Annotated in this window: 15 protein-coding genes and 1 riboswitch; of the genes, 4 read left to right on the forward strand and 11 right to left on the reverse strand. The window is 37.2% G+C overall.

All coding sequences use genetic code 11. The annotated features are described in order from the left end of the window. Positions 1-76 precede the first annotated feature (76 nt). Together DOK81_RS11095 and DOK81_RS11100 are read right to left on the reverse strand one after the other, a co-directional pair. Entirely contained in the window at positions 77-613 is a 537-nt protein-coding gene (locus DOK81_RS11095) for a folate family ECF transporter S component (protein ID WP_206910881.1), read from the reverse strand. A 37-nt stretch (positions 614-650) separates the two neighbouring features. Then, a riboswitch (THF riboswitch) is annotated at positions 651-754 on the reverse strand. 157 nt (positions 755-911) lie between these two features. Then, positions 912-1,343, reverse strand: coding sequence for a methylglyoxal synthase (locus DOK81_RS11100; RefSeq protein ID WP_206910883.1), 432 nt, complete (start codon positions 1,341-1,343; stop codon positions 912-914). Positions 1,344-1,539: 196 nt separating this feature from the next. Between DOK81_RS11100 and ugpC the strand changes: the two genes are divergently transcribed. Then, positions 1,540-2,649, forward strand: coding sequence for a sn-glycerol-3-phosphate ABC transporter ATP-binding protein UgpC (ugpC, locus tag DOK81_RS11105; RefSeq protein WP_206910885.1), 1,110 nt, complete (start codon positions 1,540-1,542; stop codon positions 2,647-2,649). 304 nt (positions 2,650-2,953) lie between these two features. Here ugpC and DOK81_RS11110 read toward each other — a convergent pair whose 3' ends face one another. The 5 genes from DOK81_RS11110 to DOK81_RS11130 all read right to left on the reverse strand — a co-directional run bounded on the left by DOK81_RS11110 (position 2,954) and on the right by DOK81_RS11130 (position 7,836). Continuing rightward, entirely contained in the window at positions 2,954-3,568 is a 615-nt protein-coding gene (locus tag DOK81_RS11110) for a hypothetical protein (protein WP_206910887.1), read from the reverse strand. 441 nt (positions 3,569-4,009) lie between these two features. Next, the gene (rsmA, locus tag DOK81_RS11115; RefSeq protein WP_206910889.1) at positions 4,010-4,897 is read right to left on the reverse strand and encodes a 16S rRNA (adenine(1518)-N(6)/adenine(1519)-N(6))-dimethyltransferase RsmA; all 888 of its coding nucleotides are present in this window, start codon (positions 4,895-4,897) and stop codon (positions 4,010-4,012) included. Further along, a complete protein-coding gene (rnmV, locus tag DOK81_RS11120; protein ID WP_206910891.1) occupies positions 4,890-5,453 on the reverse strand; it encodes a ribonuclease M5 in 564 nt (187 codons plus the stop codon). Before rnmV ends, rsmA begins: the two co-directional genes overlap by 8 nt. Then, positions 5,446-6,222: a TatD family hydrolase gene (locus tag DOK81_RS11125; RefSeq protein WP_206910893.1), complete on the reverse strand. Its 777-nt coding sequence runs from the start codon at positions 6,220-6,222 to the stop codon at positions 5,446-5,448. Before DOK81_RS11125 ends, rnmV begins: the two co-directional genes overlap by 8 nt. Before the next feature lie 303 nt (positions 6,223-6,525). After that, positions 6,526-7,836: an amino acid permease gene (locus DOK81_RS11130; protein WP_206910895.1), complete on the reverse strand. Its 1,311-nt coding sequence runs from the start codon at positions 7,834-7,836 to the stop codon at positions 6,526-6,528. Between the two features lie 175 nt (positions 7,837-8,011). Here DOK81_RS11130 and DOK81_RS11135 point away from each other — a divergent pair, with 175 nt between their 5' ends. Further along, the gene (locus DOK81_RS11135; protein WP_206910897.1) at positions 8,012-8,596 is read left to right on the forward strand and encodes a hypothetical protein; all 585 of its coding nucleotides are present in this window, start codon (positions 8,012-8,014) and stop codon (positions 8,594-8,596) included. A gap of 63 nt (positions 8,597-8,659) precedes the next feature. Here the strand turns inward: DOK81_RS11135 and metG are convergent, their stop codons facing one another. Continuing rightward, on the reverse strand, positions 8,660-10,669 hold the full coding sequence (gene metG, locus DOK81_RS11140; RefSeq protein ID WP_206910899.1) for a methionine--tRNA ligase: 2,010 nt from the start codon (positions 10,667-10,669) through the stop codon (positions 8,660-8,662). A gap of 260 nt (positions 10,670-10,929) precedes the next feature. On the opposite strand from metG, the gene DOK81_RS12455 reads away from it, so the two are divergent. Both DOK81_RS12455 and DOK81_RS11145 read left to right on the forward strand, forming a co-directional pair. Then, entirely contained in the window at positions 10,930-11,208 is a 279-nt protein-coding gene (locus DOK81_RS12455) for a hypothetical protein (RefSeq protein WP_347401447.1), read from the forward strand. Positions 11,209-11,301: 93 nt separating this feature from the next. Next, positions 11,302-12,135: an NUDIX hydrolase gene (locus tag DOK81_RS11145; RefSeq protein ID WP_206910901.1), complete on the forward strand. Its 834-nt coding sequence runs from the start codon at positions 11,302-11,304 to the stop codon at positions 12,133-12,135. 170 nt (positions 12,136-12,305) lie between these two features. Here DOK81_RS11145 and DOK81_RS11150 read toward each other — a convergent pair whose 3' ends face one another. The 3 genes from DOK81_RS11150 to DOK81_RS11160 are packed head-to-tail and all read right to left on the reverse strand — an operon-like array spanning position 12,306 to position 15,334. Next, positions 12,306-13,316, reverse strand: a complete 1,011-nt coding sequence (locus tag DOK81_RS11150) for an RNA-guided endonuclease TnpB family protein (protein WP_206910904.1) — start codon at positions 13,314-13,316, stop codon at positions 12,306-12,308. A 13-nt stretch (positions 13,317-13,329) separates the two neighbouring features. Next, positions 13,330-14,283 carry an ATP-binding cassette domain-containing protein gene (locus DOK81_RS11155; RefSeq protein ID WP_206910906.1) on the reverse strand — a complete coding sequence of 318 codons (954 nt, stop codon included), beginning with the start codon at positions 14,281-14,283 and terminating at the stop codon, positions 13,330-13,332. Further along, positions 14,258-15,334 (reverse strand): ABC transporter ATP-binding protein, encoded by a 1,077-nt coding sequence (locus tag DOK81_RS11160; RefSeq protein WP_206910908.1) that lies wholly within the window; start codon positions 15,332-15,334, stop codon positions 14,258-14,260. The genes DOK81_RS11155 and DOK81_RS11160 overlap by 26 nt, the downstream gene beginning before the upstream one ends. Positions 15,335-15,336: the final 2 nt, after the last annotated feature.

Genomic DNA, 15,336 nt, shown 5'->3' on the forward strand with positions numbered 1-15,336 from the left:
CTTTATCAAGCACAATTTACACATCAATAAAAAACAGGCAATCTTCTGGGATGGGAAGATTGCCTGTTTTTTATTTTTATTTCGTACGAACTGTTAGACTTTGTAAAATCTTTTTATAAGGGATACTCCGTCCAACATAGTAAATTGCAATTGATTGAAGTGGGATCCAAATGACTGTTTTCAACAATCTTGGTGCCCAAACGACCCAACTGAATAAAGGAACGTGATACATCAAAGCTAGCCAAAGCGGTGTCAAAATCAAATTGATAATCAACGTGACACTCAGCGTTGCTAAGATAGCATTCTTCCAAGTGATTTCCTTTCGATAGAAAAAGAAACCATAAATCGCCCCTTCGATGAAAGCATTCAAAGTAAATCCAATAAAGAAAGCTGATTTTGAGAATAATGCCATTCCAACAAGGTCAGCTAACACAGCTCCTATACCAGACCAAAAAGGACCAAATAAAATCCCCATGATGACCTGTGGAATAAATGTTACACTGATTTTGATAAAAAGTGTTTCGATAGATATTAGTCGTGATAAAGTAACCATTAAGGCAATCAATAGCCCCATGATCGCAATCATCCGTGCGTCTAATCGATTTTTTTTCATTTTTAGCATCTCCTTTAAGAGCTGCTACACAATAATATGCAGCGAATGCGAAAATAAAACCGCGAACAAGTTACCTTGTCCTTCGTCCAGGTGGCAACATCCCATCCTCCTAGCACTTAACGCTTTATTTCCTACTCTGATTTTATTTTGGGAAACAATTCCCTCACAAAATATAACATAATTACCAACGACTAGCAAACAGGAAAACTGAATATTGCTATGCTTTTTTTCTTTTATGTTCGCTATTCAATAAATTATATTAGTATTTATTCACATTATTGGATAAAATACCGAAAATTCATTCATGTTCTGTTGAAATCGCTTCTTTTTCCATTTCATGAACGACCGTCCGAAAATCTAAATACCCCGCTGCTAACCCCCGCAATAAAACTTCAGCTGTGCCAATATTGGTTGCCAAAGGAATTTCGTACACATCTGATAAACGAATCAATGCTGTTACATCTGGCTCATGTGGCTGTGCTGCAAGCGGATCACGCAAGAAAATGACTAAATCAATTTCATCTTCGGAAATCATTGCCCCAATTTGTTGGTCGCCTCCCAACGGACCTGATTTAAAACGATGAACTGGTAAATTAGTTGCCTCTTGAATTCGTAAACCGGTCGTCCCAGTAGCATAAAGCTCGTGTTTTGCTAAAATCATTTGATAAGCTGTCGCTAATTTAATCATTAATGGTTTCTTTCGATCATGTGCAATCAAAGCAATTTTCATCAGTCACACTTCCCTTCTTTTCTTTAGTGTAACAAACTTAGGAAAACGTTTAAATTTTTTGTTACCATTTTTTTGATTTTCTTTGTCACTCTGACCAAAAAACAGACAAATTCTTGTTCATTCTGCCATTGTATAAGGTTAGCGCTTTCATTTATACTTTAGTCAAATAAAACTTATAGAAAGTGTGGAATTTACTATGGTAGAAATGGCGTTGACACATGTTTATAAAAAATACGATAATGCAGAAAATTATTCAGTTACTGATTTTAATTTAAATATCCAAGATCGTGAATTTATTGTTTTTGTTGGACCATCTGGATGTGGGAAATCAACTACTTTACGTATGATTGCTGGTTTGGAAGACATTACTGAAGGTGAATTAAAAATTGGCGAAAAAGTCATGAATGATGTTGCTCCAAAAGATCGTGATATCGCAATGGTTTTCCAAAACTACGCACTTTATCCTCATATGACTGTTTTTGATAATATGGCATTTGGTTTGAAATTAAGAAAATACGATAAAGCTGAAATCAAAAATCGAGTTGAAAATGCGGCAGAAATTTTAGGTCTAACTGAATATCTAACTCGTAAACCAGCTGCATTATCTGGTGGACAACGTCAACGTGTGGCTTTAGGTCGTGCAATCGTTCGTGATGCAAAAGTCTTCTTGATGGATGAACCTTTATCAAACTTAGATGCTAAATTGCGTGTAGCGATGCGTGCAGAAATTGCTAAATTACACCAACGTTTGGAAACAACAACCATCTACGTGACCCATGACCAAACAGAGGCCATGACAATGGCAGATCGAATCGTTATTATGAAGGACGGATTTATTCAACAAATTGGTTCACCAAAAGAAGTTTATGACACACCAGTGAATGTTTTTGTTGCTGGATTTATTGGCTCACCTGCAATGAATTTCTTCAGTGTAACGCTAAATGACGGCGTGATTACTGACGGTCATGGTCTAAGACTTCGTATTCCAGAAGGAAAAAATAAAATCTTAGTGGAAAAAGGCTATAATGGCAAAGAAGTCATCTTTGGTATTCGTCCTGAAGACATTCACAGCGAACAAATTGCTTTAGATGCTTCACCAGAAGCAGTTGTTCATTCTGAAGTTGTGGTTTCAGAATTATTAGGTGCAGAAACAATGCTTTACACAAAAACTGGCTCAACTGAATTTATTTCAAAAGTCGATGCACGTGACTTCCACAAACCAGGTGAGATGATTGATCTTGCTTTCAATATCAATAAAGGACATTTTTTCGATAAAGAAACAGAAAATGTGATCACTTTACCTTAATTTTAATTGATGCCCCCTTTTTAAGAGCTGTACCGAAATCAACGGTGCAGTTCTTTTTTTGACATAACTGGGGACTTGGTAGGTTACATAAAGATAAAGGTGCTTGAGATAAACGCATTTAGCTCTAAAAAAAACACATTCTGGAAATAACTCCAACTGATTTTGCGACGATTTTTACTTACTAGCCAGATAGGTAAAAAAAAGATAGGTAACTTAAAACAGCATCTGTATTAAGTCACCTATTTTTACTAATGGTATCAAAAATGTTCAACAGGAAGTGGATCTAAGCCATTTTTTAATCCAATTATTTTTGGCCAAGCTTATCCATGTTCCTCGCTTGTTCTTTTGCCGCAGTAAATACAGGAATATCAAAGTATTTGCTTAACGTACCTGCAACAAAGTAAGCAATATTATAGTCAACTAAACTGTGAATCAATCCACCAATTCCCATCAAAATAAATACTGTATAGAAATAGCCTTCCGAATAATACGTATCAGGCATATTTCCCATAAAATAAAAAGCACTCACAACCAACATTTCTGCAATCGAATGGATCACCCCAATGAAAAAATTAAATCCTTGAAATTTCCAGTTTGCTAGCGTAAATTTCCCGTCCTTCAAGACGATCCCAGGTTTCTTTTGCAAATACCAAGCACCAATCACTGCAAAAATAATGTGTGATAATGCTCTTAAGGCAATAATGACTGGTGTCGATAAAAAGAACCCAAATGTTGTTCCTAATGCGACAGCAACAGCTACCCCTGGTGAAAAAAACATTGCTAAGAATAATGGCACATGCGACGCTAAGGTAAAAGATGCTGGCGGAATCATGATTTTTGGCATAACTAAAGGAATGATGATCCCCATCCCAATCAGCAATGCAGAAATAGTTAAGTGACGAACAGAATTATTTTTCATTTTTACTCTCCTTATGTGTCTTGACACATTGATGTTGTTTATTGTACTGATATTCTCTTTAACTGTCAAGACACTTAAAGGAGTATTCGACTGTTCTTCGTCAAGTTTCTATTTTTCCACGAACTTAGTTGGAACATACCAATGCTTTTTAAATTTGTTGTGCCTTTCAGCACATGACTTGTCTACTCGAGCAGATAAGCCATCCTTTTTTTCAAGAAAAACAATCGCTTTTCTAAATACTTCTAAATCATTCTTTCGTCACTCAAAAACTGATTTAGAAAATGACTTGTTAGTTGCGTTCCTTTTTATTTCATCCTACTTCTACTATAGATACGCATTTTTTTAAAAATTTTTTCCTAACTAATAAAAAAATCACAGAAAAACGTAAGCACTAGGCTCCGCTTTTCTGTGATAAACCATTTTTCAATTATCTAAATCTTCTTACCCTTGTTTATTCGCCATCATTGCATTGCTTAATGCAGCGAATTCTTCTAATGACAGTGTTTCACCACGACGTTTCGGATCAATTCCTGCGTCAGCTAAACTTTGAGTCAACCATGCTTTCGTTGCTTCATCTTTTCCATATGCATGTTGCAAATTGTTCCATAATGTTTTGCGACGCAATTGGAATGAAGCTTTCGTTAAACGGAAAAATTCTTTTTCATCTGTAACTTCAACAGCTGGTTTGTCTCTGCGTGTCAATTTTAAAATCGCTGAATCAACGTTTGGTTGTGGTACAAAAACGGTTTTAGGCACGATAAATGCCAAAGACGCATCCATATGATATTGCACAGCAATTGAAAGTGAGCCATAAGCTTTCGTACCTGGCTTTGCAGAAATTCGATCAGCAACTTCTTTTTGCATCATCACAACCATTTCATCCACACGTACGTCTGATTCAAGAAAATGCATCATGATTGGCGTTGTAATGTAATAAGGAAGATTTGCGACCACTTTTAATGGTAGCTCTTCTGCAAAATATTCAGCAACAGCAGCAGCCAAGTCCGTTTTTAAAATGTCTTGGTGAACAACCTTGACATTTGGATAACGGCGAAGTGTATCTGCTAATACTGGAATCAAACGATCATCGATTTCAAATGCAACGACTTGATTTCCATTTATGGCTAATTGTTCAGTCAACGCGCCAATTCCTGGCCCTACTTCAATTACATTTGTTTCATGGTTGATTTCAGCTGTTTCGACAATTTTTCGTAGAATGTTAGGTTCTGTTAAAAAATTTTGTCCTAAACTTTTTTTAAATTGAAATCCATGTTCTTTCAAGATTTCTTTTGTTCGAGAGGGTGTTGCGATCTCACGATATTCAGTCATGTTTTGCCTCCACTTTTTTCATTGCTTGTGTTAATTCTTCTGGGGTAATGCGAAACATTTTCAAACGCTTCGCTAATTGTTTGCCATTGGTATAGCCAATTCTTAGCTCATCTCCAAGTCGTTCTCTTTTTTCTTTGGCCTGTGCTCCCGCTATTAAACCATAATCCAAAAGCATCTGTCTAGGGATTTCGTTAAACTCTTCCTCGCTAGGTGTCACAACTTTCTTCAATGCCTCGAGAATTGCTTCATTGCTTGCGTGTTCAACACCTAAGCTCCCCTTTTTCTTTGGTCGAGCTTGCTTCCGAGGTAAAAAGGCGTGTTTTGCTTGGGGCACGACCTCCATAATTGTTTTACGGATTTTTTCGCCTGAAAAATCTGGGTCCGTAAAAACAATCACCCCTCTTGTTTCTTGTGCGTGTTCGATCTGCATCAAAATAGCTTCATTGATTGCGGAACCAATCGTTTCAATCGTATCTACATTCACGACTTCTTGTAATCGTCTCGTATCGTCTTTTCCCTCAACGACTACAATTTCTTCAATAGTCAATTTACTCATTTTCTGAAATCCCAAATAAACGATGTGCATTATGCCATGTTTGTGTTGCAATTTCTTCAAAAGGTACTTGACGAAGTTCCGCAATTTTTTCGACCGTATAACGAGTATACCCTGGTTCATTTCGTTTACCACGATAAGGGACTGGTGCAAGATAAGGTGCATCCGTTTCTACCAACATACGATCTAAAGGGACATTCATTGCAGCTTCTTGGACATCTAACGCTTTTTTGAATGTCACAACACCACTAAAGGAAATATGCATACCAAGATCAAGAAAACGCTGCGCCCATTCGTAATCTCCACTAAAACTATGCATGATCCCACCAATATCATGAACTTTTTCTTCTTTTAAAATCTGGTACGTGTCTTCTATTGCATCACGCGTATGGATACTAATCGGTAAATTCATTTCTTTTGCAATCGCAATTTGACGACGAAAAATTTTTGCTTGAACTTCCTTTGGATCTTCCATCCAATAATAATCCAAACCAATTTCTCCTAATGCCACAACTTTAGGTAACGTCAATCGTTCTTGTAATTGTTGTTCAACTTCTTTCGTATAACTGCCAGCCTCAGTTGGGTGCCAACCAATAATGCTATAAATAGTTTCGTAGTCTTGACTAAGCTGTAAAGATTTTTCAATCGTTGGTTGATCAAAACCAACTACAGCCATTTTTGTTACGCCCAACTCTTTAGCACGCTCAATCGTTTCGGGAATATCTTCATTAAATTGTTCCGCATTTAAGTGAGTATGAGAATCAAATATCATTCAAATCGCTCCTTTTCTTTCCTACTTTAGCACATAAACGGTTAAGACAGAAGTCAGATGAAAAAAAAGATGATAAGAGCTTCGCCACTTCCAATTTTTTCATTCTAGCAAATAAAAATTCTTTCTAAAACTCATACTTTTTTGTTTTTTCAGGTAACTACCTGCCAAACACCATTCCGTTTCAACGCTTTGGATCACAAAAAAAGATGCGAAAAAAGCGAATGTCAAAAGAACCCCGCTTTAGATTTAATCATCCATTAAACAAATGAAAAAGAGATTGAGACTTAGCTCAACCTCTCATGCTTATTTTTTATTTTTATATAAATAAACTGGAATCCCTAATAGCGTTACACCGATTCCAATCATCGCTAGTGCTGTTTGCGTTAAGATCGTCATTCCTAAGATAAAAATCGCACCAATAATCGCAATTAGTGGGATCACCGGATAAAGTGGTACTTTGTATGGGCGATTCATCTCCGGCGCTTTCTTTCGTAAAACGAAAACAGCGATAAATATTAATAAACTAAACAACCACATTACGAAAATCAGCATATCTGTCAAAAAATCAAATGAGCCCATCGTCATCATGATACAAGCAATCACTAACTGAAACATTGCTGGCACGTAAGGAACTGTGAATTTCTTCGATAATTTTGTTAACTGATTACTAAATGGTAATTCATTTTCCAATGCCATCGCGTAAGGAACACGAATTCCAGTCAACGTATACCCATTCAGCGCGCCATAAACAGAAATCAGAATACCAATCGTAACTAACTTTCCTCCAAATGAACCAAAAATCACTGCTGAAGCATCTGATGCTGCGTTCAAGTTACCGGCAATTCCTTCGATGGGTAAAGTCTTCAAGAAAACAAAATTAATCAACAAGTAAACCACTGTTACAAAACTTAATCCTAAAATAATTGCTTTAGGCAAATCTTTTTCTGGCTTTTTCATCTCACCAGCGATTGCTCCGACACCTAACCAACCATCATACGCGAACAAAGTAGCCAACAGCGCACTACTCAATCCTTCCATAAAAGAAACATCTTTTCCTGCTTCAATTGGAAAAAGCTGAACCGTACCGGATCCGGGAACCATTAATCCCCAAACCACAATAACTGCAATCGGGATCAATTTAATAATAAGAGTAGCAGACTGGACAGTCGCACCAACTTTAGTCCCCAATAAATTCAATCCCGTCACTGACAAAGCAGTTACAGCTGCAATCAATATCAGATAATCAGTGGATAGCTGAAAGAGATTTGTCAACTGTGTAGCAAAAATAATTGAAAGAGCTGCAATGTTCGCTGGAAAATAAATCAGACTTTGCGCCCAGCCTAGTAAGAAGCTTGGTAATTTTCCATACGCAGCCTCTATGTATTTGACTGCTCCGCCTGTTTCTGGAATCGCTGTGGCTAATTCTGCAACAGTCAACCCTGCACAAATGGTCAAAAAGCCGCCCAATAACCATACAAAAAGTGTCAAACTCGATGATTGTGTGCTGGCAGTTACTGAAGCAGTCTTAAAGAAAACTCCTGCCCCAATAACAGTTCCCATAACCGTTGCTAATGCACCAAACAAATTAATTTCACGTTTTAATTTATTTCCCATTCCTCATCCTCTTTCCTATTTTATTAATATAATTGCTAGTATAACCGAGTTTTTTCCCCTTGGCTACGCACAAATACAATAAAGGGTTTTCAAAAAAATCCCCCTTAAGTCGGATGATTTTTCTTTTATTTTTGATTACAATTTAGCTAGTTTCTATTTAAAGGGGGGCTTGCTTTTGGACTTTCAGCATTCACATCCAAAATTGGCAAATTTTCTCACAGATCATTTTTCGATTACACGAAAAGAACAGCAACAATCACGTTGGCACTGGGCTACGTTGATTCTTTTTGGTCTTTTGACTATTGCTTCGTTTAGTCAACAACTCCTTCTTATCACGGGTCTAGTGATTTTAGTCGCGTTATTCAAAGGTCCAGGCTTGATTCTCTGGAGCATTGCCTATTCCTTTCTAGTCGGTCTTTTTCCACCATTAGGAATTGCTTTATCCGCAATTTTCTTTTTGCTCAATATTGGGACCTTTACTAAAAATTGGCGCATCACTTTCGTTGGAATCTACTTTTACCTTTATCCGGTTTTAGTCATGAGTTTACGTTATTTCAAATGGGACAATCAATGGTTTCTCGCTGGCTCATTGATTGTTGGATTAAGCTTACTTCACTTGATGTTAATGAACCTCTATCAACGATATGGTATCGGACGAACGATTTCTTGGTATATCTTTGCGATTCCTTTCGCTGTTGTAAGCGCCCTATTGCCAACTCGCTTGAAAAAGCGATTGAAAAGATATCCTTCAATAAAATGACATCAGGTGTTCTCTGTGTATATAAAAAGGAATCCAACCATGAGGATTGGATTCCTTTTTTATTTATGCGATTTCTGAACCATTTGGCATTCCTTTTGGCGCTTCAACTACTTGCAATGAGCCATCAGGTGCTTCTGCTGAGAGAATCATTCCTTGGCTGATTTGACCACGCATCTTACGCGGTTTTAAGTTCGCCACGATCACAAGTTTTTTGCCGATTAACTCACTTGGATCAGGATAATATTCTGCGATTCCAGATAAAATTTGACGGTCCTGATTATCCCCTGCAGCTAAACGGAATTGCAATAACTTATCTGCACCTTCCACTTTTTGACAGTTGATTACTTCAGCAACTTTCAATTCAACTTTATCGAATACATCAAATTTGATTTGTTTTTCTTTTGAAGAAACAAATTCTGTTTCTTCTGGGTCCCACTTCACTGTGTCCTCTGTACTTTGTGTACCTTCAGACATTTTCATTTGGATATAAGCAACTTCTTCATCCATATCTAAACGTGGGAAAATCGGTGTGCCTTTAGTAACAACTTTTGTTCCAGAAGGAAACTCACCAAAGTGTAACCCTTCCAAGTTCATTGATTCAGCATCTAATCCTAATTGTTTAAAGATTTTGACTGGTGTTTCAGTCATGATTGGTTGCAACAAAATAGCGGCAATTCGTAAGGTTTCAGCCAAATGAACCATTACGCTATCCAATTCATTTTTCTTTTCTTCATCTTTTGCTAATACCCAAGGCTCTGTTTCATCGATGTATTTATTCGCGCGAGAAATCAATACCCAGATTTCAGCTAAAGCCGTGTTAAATTCCATTTTTTCCATAGCATCATGGTAACGTCCAACTACGTTTGCAGCAGTCGTTGACAACTCGCTATCAAAAGGTGTCACTAGTGAAGCATAATCAGGAACAATTCCATCACAATATTTGTTGATCATCGCAACAGTACGGTTCAATAGATTCCCTAAGTCATTCGCTAAATCGTAGTTTACGCGAGAAACAAAATCTTCTGGTGTGAAGACACCATCAGACCCAAAAGGAACTGCACGTAATAAGTAATAACGTAATGCATCTAAGCCATAACGTTCAACTAGCATTTCAGGATAAACAACATTTCCTTTTGATTTAGACATTTTACCATCTTTCATCAATAACCAGCCATGTCCAAAAACTTTTTTAGGCAATGGCAAATCTAGTGCCATTAACATAATTGGCCAATAAATTGTGTGGAAACGAACGATTTCTTTTCCAACCATGTGAACGTCTGCAGGCCAGTATTTCTCAAACAAGCTGTCATCATCTGAACCATAGCCTAACGCTGTAATATAGTTTGACAATGCATCGATCCAAACGTATACAACGTGTTTTGGGTCACGTGTCACTGGGATGCCCCAGCTAAATGTCGTTCTTGAAACAGCTAAGTCTTCTAAGCCAGGTTTGATAAAATTGTTGATCATTTCTTTTTTACGTGATTCAGGTTGGATAAATTCAGGATGTGCTTCGTAATACTCAAGCAAACGATCTGCGTACTTACTCATGCGGAAGAAATAAGATTCTTCTTTGACTAATTCCACTTCGTGTCCACTTGGTGCTTTCCCACCAATCACGTTACCTTCATCATCTTTGTAAACTTCAGCAAGTTGGGTTTCTGTAAAGAATTCTTCATCAGAAACTGAATACCATCCTTCGTATTCCCCTAAATAAATATCACCTTGTTCTAGTAAACGATCAAATATTTTTTGAACAGCTGCTTTGTGATAATCATCCGTTGTTCGAATAAATTTATCGTAACTGATATCAAGTGTTTTCCATAATTTTTTCACGTCTGCAGCCATTTTATCCACATACTCTTGTGGTTCAACACCTAGTTCAGCTGCTTTTGTTTCGATTTTTTGACCGTGCTCATCCACCCCAGTAAGATAAAACACATCAAAGCCCATCAACCGTTTGTAACGTGCAACAGCATCACAAGCAATCGTTGTGTACGAGTTACCGATGTGCAGTTTGCCACTTGGATAATAGATTGGCGTAGTAATATAAAAAGTTTCCTTTTCTGCCACGGGGCTCCTCCTCCTTTATCGCATGATGCGAATTCGTTTCCTTGCTAGTATACCACAAAATAATCTTAATGTTAGCGAATTTTTGAAAAGGGAATTCGACAGCAATGCTTGTCTTCCCATCTGGAAAAAAGGGGAAACATTAAGACACTTTATGCGTTTATTCAGTTACGTTTTTTGGAAAATTTTTCCTCGCTATTTTTCTAAAAATGAATCATGTATAATAGAAACTGAAAAACCAACGAACAAAGGTAGGAATGATTATGCAGAAAAAACACACGATTTTTATGATCAGTATCGCAGTACTGACAATTGTTCATTTAATTTTTAGTTATTTTTATATAAGGATGTATGGTTACTTTAATTTAAACGGCAACTTGAGCAGTTTCCTTCTTGTATCCAATCTTTTCCGTATCGCATTAGATCTATTTATTATCATTTGCGGATTTCTTGCTCTTCGCGAAGAAAAAATGAAATTTTTGCCTTTTTATTTACTGTTCTTTTTGGTCAACTTAGTTTTCCCCTTCCTCTTCCATCTTTGATAACCATGAAATTTTTCGGGAAATCCTTGGTTTTTTCCGAGAGTCTGCTACAATAAAGTAAATTGTACTTTTATCGGCAGTGGAGGTGTCAGAATGAAAGAATTTACTTCTAAAGAAGAAGAAAAATTATATTATGAACAAGAAGCCAGTGAAGAAGATTTTTTAACTTGGTATCAAGCACAAGAACGTCCTGAATACGACAAGCCTTCTTTGACTGTCGACATCGTTTTGATGTGTTACAACAAAGAAGAAGATCAGTTGAAAATTCTTTTGATTCAAAGAAAAGGACATCCTTATCGAAACTCTTGGGCATTACCTGGTGGCTTTGTCCAACGAGATGAGTCAACTGGCGAAAGTGTCTTACGCGAAACACAAGAAGAAACGGGAGTCATTATTTCTAAAGAAAACATTGAACAACTTCACACATTTAGCACGCCCGACCGTGATCCACGTGGCTGGGTCGTAACTGTCAGTTATCTTGCCTTTATTGGTGAAGAACCTTTGATTGCAGGAGATGATGCCAAAGAAGTCCGCTGGTTCACTTTAGAACGACAAATGAATCAAATCCACTTGACCAGTGGCGATGTCTCAATCGCGCTTGATTTAACAACTGGCCAATCAACTGGAAAAGATAAGTTGGCATTTGACCATAGTTTTATCGTGTTAAAAGCCTTTAACCGCATCGTTAATAAAATGGAACATGAACCACAAGTCCTCCAAGTATTAGGTAAAGATTTTACAATTACTGAAGCTCGCAAAGTGTTTGCTAAATTTTTGGGAATTGATTTTAAATCCATTGACCACTCAAATTTTAAAAAAGCAATGTTGCAATATTTTGACGAAATTGGTGAACGCCCTGTTGGAATCGGTCGTCCATCAAAAATCTATCAATTAAAGCCCGAACATCATCCAAAAATAGAAGATTAATTTATAAAAACCAAGGACTGTAACAAAAATCATTACTGATTTAAGTTACAGTCCTTGGTTTTTGGTTTCTCATAATTAGTGAGCTTTTCCTTTAGGCGAAAAGAAAATTCCTAGAAACAAAAGTTTAAAAACTTTTTATTAACAAGGCGAACTCTGGCGCTCCTACCAGTTTAGACATCAAAAAGTAATTGTTTTCCAATTCGTTCCAACAGTCTACTCTTTTCTTGCGCAGAATGACTGTGGATATCCTGTGTATTAATCAAGAGAAAGGTTTTTTGATACCATTCTGCTTTATACCTCAATTTGGTCAACAGTTTGTGCCAATCTTGCACTGAAAAATCAGAAGCAAGATTCTCATCTGGCAATGATTCAATAAACAAATAATCAAATTTATTCACCAAAACAGCAGAAAGTTGTTCTAAGTAATCTTCCCGTTGATATTTTTGTTTTTGATACAGATTCAGTACTTTTCTTTTTTGTTTTTGATAATTTTTTGCTCGTTCTAAAGCTTTTTTTCGTTGTTGAGCTGCTTTTGCTCGAATACTCAATTTTCTTTCTGCTACAGCGATTTTTTGATTTGTCACCAAAAGTTTAGGTGTAACAACCTCGATTTTCTGCGAAGTTTCGACTAATCCCTTGGGGCAATACGCGATTCCCACCCATTCATTGGTTTTCTGTCTTTTATTCAGCGGAACTTCACATAAAAAAGAAACGTAAAACTCTTCATTATATCGTGAAGAAATCGTAGCTGAACGGATCGTGCCTTCGATTGGTCGGTGGACATGCACGTTGAACAACTTTTTTTGTTTTGGTAATTTCAATTGATTTCCTTCTAAATAAATGGTGTGTCCTTGGTTATTTGTGGTATAAGACTGCCACATACTCTTCTTACTTTTCAATTTTGGAAAGCTCGCTCGTCCTTTAAAATAATTGCGAAACGCACGATCCAAATTCAACTGAGCATTGGCTAATGCCAAACTATCTGCCTCCTTTAAAAACGCATAACGCTTTTTCAAGGTAGCTGGTGTCAACGAATAATCAATCACACCTAATTGCTTATAGGTTTCTTGTCGTGAAAGTAGTAAGTGATTATAAGTGAAACGAACACAACCAAAATTTTGAATCAACCACTTTTTTTGTTCATCGGTGGGATACATCCGGAATTTAAAGGCTTTGAGCATCAGCACTTACCCCCTAGTTTGTTACGAGTAAGTTTTCTTTTTTTCGTTGCAATTTTTTCGCGTAATAAGCAACTTCTTGTTCTGTTGCGTACACAAAATGTTCTGGGGCAATTTCTTTTAATGTACGTACTTGATTATCCTCTGGCTCTGGCTGATATTTGATTCGACGACGTTGTCTCTCATGATCTGGATCTGGTAACGGAATAGCAGATAACAAACTTTCTGTATAAGGATGAACACCAAAGTTATAAATTTCATCACTTGTCCCCATTTCCAACAATAAGCCATTATGCATGACACCAATGCGATCACTAATGTGTTTCACCATCGATAAGTCATGGGCAATAAACAAGTAAGTTAAATTTTGCTCTTCTTGTAAGTCTTGTAATAAATTCACTACCTGAGCCTGAATTGACACATCTAACGCAGAAATAGGCTCGTCACAAATAACAAACCGTGGATTAACTGCTAACGCTCGAGCAATGCCAATCCGTTGACGTTGTCCACCTGAGAATTCATGAGGATAACGTGTTCCGTGACTGGGATTTAACCCAACTGTTTTTAGCAATTCATCAACTTTTTGCGCACGCTCCTGCGGTGATTTTGCTAAGCCGTTCACATCAATGCCTTCAGCAATAATATCACGAACTTTCATTCTCGGATTTAAGGATGCGTAAGGATCTTGAAAAATCATTTGGACTTCATGACGAAATTTCGTCATTTCTTTTTTTCCTTTGATTTTTGTTATATCTTGTCCATCAAATAAAATCTCACCACCAGTTGGTTCATTTAAACGAATGACCGTCCGACCAGTCGTCGACTTTCCACTCCCAGATTCACCAACTAACCCAAACGTTTCTCCTTCATAAATATGGAAACTGATATCGTTCACCGCATGCACTTCATTTTTTTTGCCAATGTTGAAATATTGTTTTAGACCTTTAACCTCGAGTAGCTTGTTTTTCATCCACTATTCCCCCTTGGCTCCCTTGTTTTTCTTTAAAAATTGCCCAACGGCGTTGAATTTCTTCTGGTGGCAGAACTTTTGGTGCTTGTGGTGCTAACAACCAAGTTGCCGCTTTGTGTGTTGCAGATAATTCAAAAAATGGTGGTTCTTGCTCTGCATCAATTTGCAAAGCATATTCATTACGTGGATAAAAGGCGTCCCCTTTTGGTGGATTCAACAAATCTGGAGGCGAACCAGGAATTGCATAAAGTTGCTTACTTGCGCTTTCCAACGTCGGCATTGAGCCAAGTAAGCCCCAAGTATAAGGATGTTGCGGATTATAAAAAATTTCTTCTGAAGTCCCTACTTCGATGATTTTCCCACCATACATAACAGCTACTCGGTCAGCAACATTTGCTACTACACCAAGATCATGGGTAATAAAAATAATCGATGTATCAATTTTTGTTTGAATTTCTTTTAGTAATTCTAAGATTTGCGCTTGGATTGTTACATCTAACGCGGTTGTGGGTTCATCAGCGATTAAAATTTCTGGATAACAAATCAAAGCAATCGCAATCACGATCCGTTGCCGCTGTCCACCTGAAAACTGATGTGGGTAACTTTTGATTCTTTTTTCAGCTTCTGGAATTCCAACTAACTTTAGTAAGTCAAGCACTGCTTTTTCGCCATCTTTTTTTGATACTTTATTATGTTTGCGTAAAGATTCCGCTACTTGCTTTCCAATCGTCATGGTTGGATCTAATGATGTCATTGGATCTTGGAAGATCATCGCAATTTCTTTCCCGCGAATTTTTTGCATTTCTTTTTCGGATTTGTTCACAATGTCTTCCCCTTTAAACAGGATCTGACCGGCATCAATGTTGGCATTACTTGACAGGAGTCGCATGATACTTCGAGTTGTAACAGATTTTCCACTCCCAGATTCACCAACGATTGCCAAAGTTTCCCCTTTATTCAAGTGAAAATTCACGCCGCGAATTGCTCGAACTTTACCAGCATAAGTGTCAAAAGAAATTTCTAAATCTTTCACTTCTAAAATTTTCGTCATAA

Source organism: Enterococcus sp. DIV0660C, from assembly GCF_017316125.1.
GTDB lineage: Bacteria > Bacillota > Bacilli > Lactobacillales > Enterococcaceae > Enterococcus_B.

Excerpts from the sequence above, each read along its gene's own strand:
- DOK81_RS12455 (WP_347401447.1), top strand. The coding sequence starts at position 10,930 with ATGCAGAAAAAACACACGATTTTTATGATCAGTATCGCAGTACTGACA.
- DOK81_RS11130 (WP_206910895.1), bottom strand. The coding sequence starts at position 7,836 with ATGGGAAATAAATTAAAACGTGAAATTAATTTGTTTGGTGCATTAGCA.
- DOK81_RS11110 (WP_206910887.1), bottom strand. The coding sequence starts at position 3,568 with ATGAAAAATAATTCTGTTCGTCACTTAACTATTTCTGCATTGCTGATT.
- rsmA (WP_206910889.1), bottom strand. The coding sequence starts at position 4,897 with ATGACTGAATATCGTGAGATCGCAACACCCTCTCGAACAAAAGAAATC.
- DOK81_RS11095 (WP_206910881.1), bottom strand. The coding sequence starts at position 613 with ATGAAAAAAAATCGATTAGACGCACGGATGATTGCGATCATGGGGCTA.
- rnmV (WP_206910891.1), bottom strand. The coding sequence starts at position 5,453 with ATGAGTAAATTGACTATTGAAGAAATTGTAGTCGTTGAGGGAAAAGAC.
- DOK81_RS11160 (WP_206910908.1), bottom strand. The coding sequence starts at position 15,334 with ATGACGAAAATTTTAGAAGTGAAAGATTTAGAAATTTCTTTTGACACT.
- DOK81_RS11125 (WP_206910893.1), bottom strand. The coding sequence starts at position 6,222 with ATGATATTTGATTCTCATACTCACTTAAATGCGGAACAATTTAATGAA.
- DOK81_RS11155 (WP_206910906.1), bottom strand. The coding sequence starts at position 14,283 with ATGAAAAACAAGCTACTCGAGGTTAAAGGTCTAAAACAATATTTCAAC.
- DOK81_RS11100 (WP_206910883.1), bottom strand. The coding sequence starts at position 1,343 with ATGAAAATTGCTTTGATTGCACATGATCGAAAGAAACCATTAATGATT.
- DOK81_RS11150 (WP_206910904.1), bottom strand. The coding sequence starts at position 13,316 with ATGCTCAAAGCCTTTAAATTCCGGATGTATCCCACCGATGAACAAAAA.
- DOK81_RS11145 (WP_206910901.1), top strand. The coding sequence starts at position 11,302 with ATGAAAGAATTTACTTCTAAAGAAGAAGAAAAATTATATTATGAACAA.
- ugpC (WP_206910885.1), top strand. The coding sequence starts at position 1,540 with ATGGTAGAAATGGCGTTGACACATGTTTATAAAAAATACGATAATGCA.